An 8,269-nucleotide genomic window follows, 5' to 3' on the forward strand; every position below is an offset into this window, starting at 1 on the left:
GGGTCATCGCGTGTCCTCTTCCTCAGTGAGTTCTTGGTCGTTCTCACCAAGGGTCACGCGATGGCCCACCTCACCGGTGGACCACCTCCACTACTTCCACCACCTCACGAGACGCCAACCACGCCGCGCCGGAGGCTCGTAGCGCACCGGCAGCTCCCGCCATGGCTCCTGCGTTGCTACTACGAATGAACACGGTTGCCCCACGACGCGTCAGAGGACGCAGCGACGCCACGCTGATCCTCGGCTCCACACGAGGCGCAAGTACCCTGCGAGCAGGGTCGCAACGGCGGACAACGACGAAGCAGACGGCGCCGCCTCTCCTCCTCGGCTCACGCCATGCGGCACATCAAGGGAGAGGAACGTCGGCGCGTAGTGCGGTGAGTGCGCACCGTCCCAGGTGTTGTTGGAGATGCCGATGACGAATCCCGTCTCGCTGGCCGGCGACGGCACGAGCGAGGCGAAGTACGTGTTACAACGATCGCATACGGGAGTGACGGCCAGCTCGTCGACCGCTCGCCATGGGCCGTGTGCGGTCGGCGAGGCGTCAATGTGGACCGTGCGTCCCCACCAGTCCCCCACCTTTGTCACCGCGATGAACCGCTCCCCGTTCCAGTGGATCTCGGCCGGGTTGATCGATCGTTTGAAGTCCGTCATCACCGGCACCGCCTCGGTGGACTTGGCGGACCATGACGACCCGTTCCAGTAGGTCGGTGGCTCGTCGAGACGGCCGACGGGGACGCGGGCGACGTGCAGTTCCGAGCTGCATGCACGATCGTGGGCGCGGGTGTTGGGGGCGAACGGGAGGGGGTCCCACCCGAACTGGCGATAGCAGTACCCGTAGAGGTACGTCCACGACTCGTCCGACGTGACGGACCATCCGTAGAGCGACGCCGACGCGTCGGCTGCCGGCTGCAGGTCGGTGATGTGAAGGTTGTCGGTGTCGACGGTTGCCAACCAGGTGGCCACCGGTTCGGTGTGTCGGAGGTAACCCGGCCCACGCTCGCGCATCTCGGCCACGAAGACACCAATCTGTCCATCACTGGTGGTGCTCGCGCCGAGCGGCCAATACCAGTGCTGGAACCGCCTCGTCTGTTCGGCGAACAACCACGGCCTGGGCGTGTCGGCCGTGCCGCCCCGAAGCAGTTCGAAGCAGTGACCGGTCTGCAACATCGCAGCGTTGTGGATCAGCACCCTTCGACCGGCGGTGTTCTTCACATACGCGTCCTGGAACGTCCAGAATGCGCGTCCATCGGGGAGCGCCAGGACCCGCTGGTAGTCGCCGTGCGCGGGCGCTCGCTCCGATGTGAAGAACTCCGTGAGTCCTTCCGCGGTGAGATCATCCGCGCACGAGTTCGGCTCCGACGGGGCGGCCTCGGATCGGTTGGCGTCGAGCCCCAGGCCGATCGCAGGTGCGGCGACGGCGAACAGGCCGAGAGCGAGAGCCCGCCGACCGAGCGTGGTGAAGGCAGTTGGTCGTGTCATGGCGACGACCAAACGCGTCGCGGGTCATCGCCCGATCGGTGACCCGGTCAGGTCCCGCCCCCCAGGCGACGGGGGTTCTCCACCCCGCCTTGGCCTGACGCTCCAGCCCTCGGCAAACATCCAGGTCGGGGCAGTGATCCGGCGCTCTATACCGATCCTTTACCGCGCCCTTCCAGGCTGGTCGCACGCCGTCCTACGATGGAGTCCGGGATGGCTCGAAGGGGGACTCGATGCCTGCCAACGACACGGCCGACGTTTTCGTGGTCACGGCGTTGGGCCCGCTTGCGGTCGCTCACGACGGAGCCCCTCTCGATGTCGGTGGACCGAAGCAGCGACTGCTGCTCGCCCTGCTGCTGATCGGAGCCGACCACGTCGTGTCGACGGACAGCCTGATCGACGGGCTGTGGGGGGACGACCCACCGGCGACCGCGCGCAAAGCGCTCCAGATGCACGTGTCCAACCTTCGCCGAGCCCTCGGCGAGACCTTCCCGTTGCGCACAGCTCCCGCCGGCTACGTCATCCAGTCGGCGGCGCTGGAGTACGACGTCATCGAGTTCGAGGCCACGGTCACGCGGGCGACCGCATCGATCCGGACGGATCCAGCGGCGGCCGGCCGGCTACTGACCTCCGCGCTCGGCGCGTGGACCGGACCGGCCTTCGCCGACCTCGACGAGGAACCCGCGATCCGGCCCGAGGTGGCGCGGCTCTCCGAGCTTCGTCTGGCCGCCATCGAACGGAGGATCGACGCCGACCTCCGGCTCGGCCGGCACCGCGAGGTCGTGAGCGAGCTCGAGACACTCACGCTCGATCATCCGTTCCACGAACGGTTCCGGGAGCAGCAGATGCTCGCGCTCTACCGGTCAGGGCGCCAGACCGACGCGCTCCGGGCGTACGACCGCCTGAGGAACGAGCTGGTCGAGCAGCTTGGCATCGAACCGTCCCCGGCCGTGCAGACGCTGCGAGATCAGATCCTCCAACAGTCGCCGCAACTCGACCCGGACGACGATGCGGTCGCGCAACGCTTCGCATTCCTGGTTACCGATCTCGAGGACTCGACCGCGCTCTGGGAGGCCGACCCGGAGGCGATGCAAGCCGCCCTGACGCGACACGATGCACTGCTGTGCGATGCCGTCGCCGCCAACGCCGGAACGGTCTTCAAAGGGACAGGCGACGGCATCTGGGCGGTCTTCGGCGAAGCGAGTGACGCGATCCAGGCCGGCGTCGACGCCCAGCTCGCGCTCGCCGGTGAGCCGTGGGCCACGTCGAGCCCACTCCGGGTTCGCATGGCGGTCGACGAGGGCGTGGCAACGTCGCGCGACGGCGACTTCTTCGGACCGGTGCTCAACCGGGCCAGCCGCATCATGTCCTCGGGCCACGGCGGCCAGTTGCTCGTGCCGGCGGCGCTCGAGCCACACTCTCCGCTGCCGTGCCGCGAGCTGGGCGCAGCCGACTATCGGGGAATCGGTCGCGTCCAGGTCGACCAGATCGACATCCCGAACAAACCGGTCGACTTCCCCCCGCTGCGGACCGATCGAACCCCGTCCACCACCGTGCGGGAGGGATTCGGGCGCACGATCCGCGGCTACGAGCTGCGTGAGCAACTCGGCGTCGGCGCCTACGGCATCGTGTTCCGGGCCTACCAGGCGTCGATCGGCCGCGAAGTCGCGATCAAGGTGATCCGGCCCGAGTTGGCCAACCGCACCGAGTTCGTCAAGCGATTCGAGGCCGAGGCGCAGTACGTCGCGCAGCTCGAGCACCCCCACATCGTCCCGCTGTACGACTACTGGCGCGATCCGGACGGCGCCTACCTCGTGATGCAGATGCTCCGCGGCGGCAGCCTCGCCGATTCGCTGGCGAGGTCGGTCTGGAAGCCACCCGCCGCCCTGAACCTCCTCGAACAGATCGGTGCGGCGCTCGACTCGGCCCACCGCCAGGGGGTCGTCCACCGTGACCTCAAGCCGGCCAACGTCCTGCTCGATGCGGACGGCAATTCCTTCCTGACCGACTTCGGCATCGCCGTCCACCACGTCGAGGCGGTCGGCGTCCCGATCGAGAGCTCGGTCGCCTACGTCTCGCCCGAGGAGTTGGCGGGCCGGCCGGTCGGCGTCGCCGCCGACATGTACGGGCTCGCGCTGCTCGCCTACGAGATCCTCACCGGCGACCGACCCGAGCTCGGCGGCCGGCCGGGACCGGTGGCGCTGCAGCGCCCCGAGCTGCCACCGACCATCGATCGGGTGCTCGAACGCGGTGCCCATCCCGACCCGGCACAACGGTACGCCCGCATCGCCGACTTCCTCCGCGACCTCCGACAGGCGATCGGCGCCGACTCCGCTGTCGCCCCATCCGACGGCCCACCCGTACCGAAGCGCAATCCGTTCAAGGGCCTCCGGGCGTTCAAGGAGACGGACGCACAGGACTTCTACGGCCGCGACGATCTCGTGAGCGAACTCGTCCGCCATGCCGCGAGCCACCGACTCACGGCGGTCGTCGGTCCCTCGGGATGCGGCAAGTCCAGCGTCGTCCGCGCCGGTCTGCTGCCCGCGGTCCGGCAGGGTGCGCTGGGCACCGCCGGAGACGTCTTGATCACCGAGATGTACCCGGGGTCCTACCCGTTCGAAGAGCTCGAGTCCGCCTTGCTCCGAGTGGCGGTCGAGCCCTCGGGTCCGTCACGGTCGGATCTGCTCGGGGACGAGCGCGGTCTGCTCCGGGTCGCCAAGCAGATCCTCCCCGACGACGACAGCGAGCTGCTGCTGGTCATCGATCAGTTCGAGGAGCTGTTCTCCTTGACCCACGACGAGTCCGCTCGCCGGCACTTCCTGGCGAGCCTGGCCGAGGTGATCGACGACGAGCGCAGCCGCGTTCGCATCGTGATCACGCTGCGAGCCGACTACTTCGATCGTCCACTCGAGGATCCCGAGTTCGGTGCACTGCTCGGTGACAGCGTCGTCCCCGTCGCCATGCCGCGCGATCACGAGCTCGCCTCGGCGATCGCGCTGCCGGCCACGTCGGCCGGTCTCGAGTTCGAACCCGGGCTCATCCCGCACATCGTGCGCGATGTCGCCGACGAGCCCGGTGCACTACCGCTCATGCAGTTCGCGCTCACCGCACTGGTCGACGAGTCCGACGACCGGCTCCTGACCAGCGACGAGTACGAAGCGGTCGGCGGTGTGACGGGAGCCCTGGCGGCGCGTGCCGAGGAGATCTACGAGGGGATGACGGGTGCGACTCGTGATGCCGTCCGCGAGGTGTTCCTGCGGCTCGTCCGCGTCGACGAGCACGCCGACGACACCCGGCGCCGCGCCCGCCGTGCCGAGCTCGACGGGCTCGGCTTCTCCGACCACGTCATCGAGTACGTGATCGGCGCTTACGGTTCGTTCCGCCTGCTCTCGTTCGACTGCGACCCGGTGACGAGAGGCCAGACCGTCGAGGTCGCCCACGAGGCGCTCATCCGCGAGTGGCCGAGGTTCGGCGAGTGGATCGGCGAACGCCGCGAGGCGCTCCTGCTCGAGCAACGCCTCACCTCAGCGACCGCCGAGTGGGAACACAGCGGACGATCGTCCGACCTCCTGCTCGCCGGCGGCCGACTCGAGCAGTTCGAGACGTGGTCCACCGAGCATGACGTTCCACTTCCGGATCCGGAACGCGAGTTCCTGTCCGAGTCGCGAACAGCGACCGACGAGGCAGAGCGACGTCGCGTGTCACGTCGACGCCAGTTCACCACCCTCGTGGCCGTCCTGGCCGTCCTGGCAAGCGTCGCTGCCGTCGTGGCGTGGGTCCAAGGCAACGAGGCGAGTGATCGAGCCGAGCGTGAAGCTGAACAGCGGCAACGTGCCGAAGCGGAGGCAGAACGCGCCCGAGAAGCGGAGCGACTCGCCGCAGAGAGTGCGAGAGAAGCGGAGGCGGCGAGGGAGGACGCCGAAGCGGCTGAGCTCGTCGCCACCGAGGAGGCACGGCGGGCAGAGGACGCGCAAGCGGTTGCCGAGGACGCGGCGGAGCGAGCCGACGTCGAGCGTGTGCGTGCGACGGCGTTCGACGTACTGGAGACCAACCCGGCGCTCGCGATGCTGCTCGCGGTCGAGGGAGATCGCATGGACCCGAGCATGGAGGGCAAGAGCGTGCTGCACCGCCTCCTCACCGGCACTGACGGGGTCGAGCGCATCCTGCCGGCGACGTACACCCAACTGTGGCTGATCAACGGGGGAACGACCGCCGTCGGCATCGGCGACCTGGGCATCGACCTGTGGGATCTCCGCGAAGGGACGAAGACGGTGGTCGAGATCGACCGAGCGCTTGGCAGCGAGGCACCCGGCCAGCGGATCGACGTGTCCGATGCGGGTCTGATTGCGATCGCCGACGACCTGGGCACCGACGTGTACGACGTGCGCACCGGAGAGCTCATCCGCTCCGGCGACCGGACCGGCGTCGCCGACGTCGTGTTCTCGCCCGACGGAACAGAGCTGGCCGTCGTCGCCGCGGACGGCGGTGAGGTCTGGTCGCTCACCGGCGCCGACGGGGACGCATCGGCGACCACCCTGGCTCCCGCGCTGACCGTCGCCTGGCACCCACAGGGAGACGGCTTCGTGATCATGAAACCTGGCAACACGGTCACCCATCAGTCTTCCCGGTCGTCGGTCGAGCACTGGCCGGCCGGCGCGTCCGAACCAGCATGGACCGCGCCCGGGATCCGGTACGACTGGCAGCGCCCGATGATCCTCTTCACGTCGGACGGGTCGGAGGTCGTCGTGACCCAGCTGGGCGAAGGCGACCAACCACAGCCGAGCACGATCCGAAGACTGTCGGTCGCCGATGGGACGCAGATCGGTGAGACGGTGCCGAATCGCGTCGGGATCGAGGACTGGATGTGGTTGGACGAGGCGCAGCGGCAGATCGGCCTGGCCGATCGCACGGTCCCGATGGCAGCGGTCGATCTCCGGACCGGTCGCCAGGCGGAGGTACCGTTCCTCGCCCCGACCGCATGGACGCTCGACTTCAGCCCGGCGCTCGGCCGCTACGTCGTCGGCGGCCCCCTCGGCATCTCGGTCCATGACCCATCGTGGACGGGTCCGCTCGAACGTCGCATCCCGATCGTCGCGCCCGACGGCGTCGACTTCCGCGGTGGCCCGGGGGCTGGCTACGGGATCGAGGAAGGCCAGCCGACGCACGAACAGGCGTTGTCGGGTGACGGCGAGCGGTTGCTGGTCTCAGTGTTCGATTACTTCCTAGCGAAGGGGCGGTTCGCGGCCCAGTACGATCTCACCGAGGACGATCCGGCACCGCGCATTCCCGACGTCCCAGGCCTCTACCGGGGCGACGGCGGCTACACGCTGCACGCCGGCCTCCAGGTTTTTGGTGACTACTCGGTGGAACCGCTGCCGGGCCTGTCCGGCGGCATCACGATGCTCGACGGCGACCTGCAGCCGCTCGGAGGGACAGTGGGGTGGCGAGGATTTTCCGAGAACCGCGGCCCGAGCCCGGACGGCCGCTTCTTCGTCGTGCAGTGGCTCTCGGAGGACTCGAACATCTCCACCCTCTACCGGGCCGACGGCACCCGCGTCATCGATCTCGAACTGCCGGGACCTCCCGGCTGGCTCGAGTTCAGCTTCGCCGGCGACGGCTCGCGTGTCGCGGCGCACGAGTACAACGGGGACGAGTGGGCGATCTGGGACACCGAGACCGGCGACATCGTCGACCAGGGGCCGCGGCCCGGCGCGCCGTTCCTCCGGCCGTGGTTGGCGGGCGACACCCTGTACGTCAGCTCCCTGTCTCCAAATGGCGAAGCCGAGTACGCGATTCAGCGTCTCGACCCGGTGACGTACGAACCCATCGGCGAGCCGCTGATCGGCCACCGCGCGAATCGGGCGTCGATCGTCGACAACGGCGCCGGCGAACTGATCGTCTCCCAGAGCTACCAGGGCGACGTCCGCCTCTGGGACCGGGCCACGGGCGAGCAGGTCGGCCGGGCGGACCAGGACTGGTTCGGCAGCCCCTCACGTGCCGTGCAGCTCAGCGACGACGGCACGGTGATGACGCGGATCACCGGCGCCTACGTCTCGGTCTGGAACCTCGACATCGACACCTGGGCCGACGTGGCGTGCGAGTTCGCCGGTCGCAACATGACCGCCGAGGAGTGGGACGAGTTCGGCCCGGACACCATCGACCACCGCACGACGTGCCCGCAGTACCCACTCCACCCCTGAGTTCCTTTGTCGATCGCTGGACCACTTCCACCAACCAACGAGCCAGTCTCGTCACGTCCACGAGCTCGCGCACCCCTGGATCGAGGCCAACATGACGAGCGAGCCGCGCCGCGTACGTGCAGCACCGGAACAAGCGGAGCTGGGGCTCGCCCGACACGAGGAACGAACGCGGCGTCGGGGAGGACGCTGTGTTCGTCATCCGGCAGGACCTGACCGCTCTGCCGCATCGCGACCTAACCGCTGAGTGGGAACCTCGCTCTAGCGTTCCCGGTCGGAGCCGCTCGGTACTCCGGTCAAGCGCGCTCGTCGGGCCTCCGACCCGAAGGTCAGGCAGTCTCGAACGAGCGAGCCCGGCGACTCGACGTGCCATGGTCGCGAAACCGCAGGCAAGGGAAGTGGGCGCCTGCGGGCCGACACCGGGGCCGGTCGATCGCGCCGTCGGTGTCGGAGGCTGTACAACAGCTCGTGTTGTACAGCGGCTCGAAAACGGAAAGAGGCCCGCCCGAGATTCGACTCGGAAAGGGCCTCTGACCTGGTTTTTCAGTTGGTGGCGGGGGCAGGATTTGAACCTGCGACCTTCGGGTTATGAG

2 protein-coding genes are annotated in these 8,269 nt (G+C 68.6%); one reads left to right on the forward strand and one right to left on the reverse strand.

The features are described from left to right. Window positions 1–210: 210 nt before the first annotated feature. Window positions 211–1,482 (reverse strand): hypothetical protein, encoded by a 1,272-nt coding sequence (locus QNJ12_RS22585; RefSeq protein WP_300626187.1) that lies wholly within the window; start codon window positions 1,480–1,482, stop codon window positions 211–213. Between the two features lie 230 nt (window positions 1,483–1,712). Between QNJ12_RS22585 and QNJ12_RS22590 the strand changes: the two genes are divergently transcribed. Further along, a complete protein-coding gene (locus QNJ12_RS22590) occupies window positions 1,713–7,679 on the forward strand; it encodes a BTAD domain-containing putative transcriptional regulator (RefSeq protein ID WP_300626188.1) in 5,967 nt (1,988 codons plus the stop codon). Window positions 7,680–8,269: the final 590 nt, after the last annotated feature.

Source organism: Ilumatobacter sp. (genome assembly GCF_030065885.1).
Lineage (GTDB): Bacteria > Actinomycetota > Acidimicrobiia > Acidimicrobiales > Ilumatobacteraceae > Ilumatobacter.

Excerpts from the sequence above, each read along its gene's own strand:
- QNJ12_RS22585 (WP_300626187.1), bottom strand. The coding sequence starts at position 1,482 with ATGACACGACCAACTGCCTTCACCACGCTCGGTCGGCGGGCTCTCGCT.
- QNJ12_RS22590 (WP_300626188.1), top strand. The coding sequence starts at position 1,713 with ATGCCTGCCAACGACACGGCCGACGTTTTCGTGGTCACGGCGTTGGGC.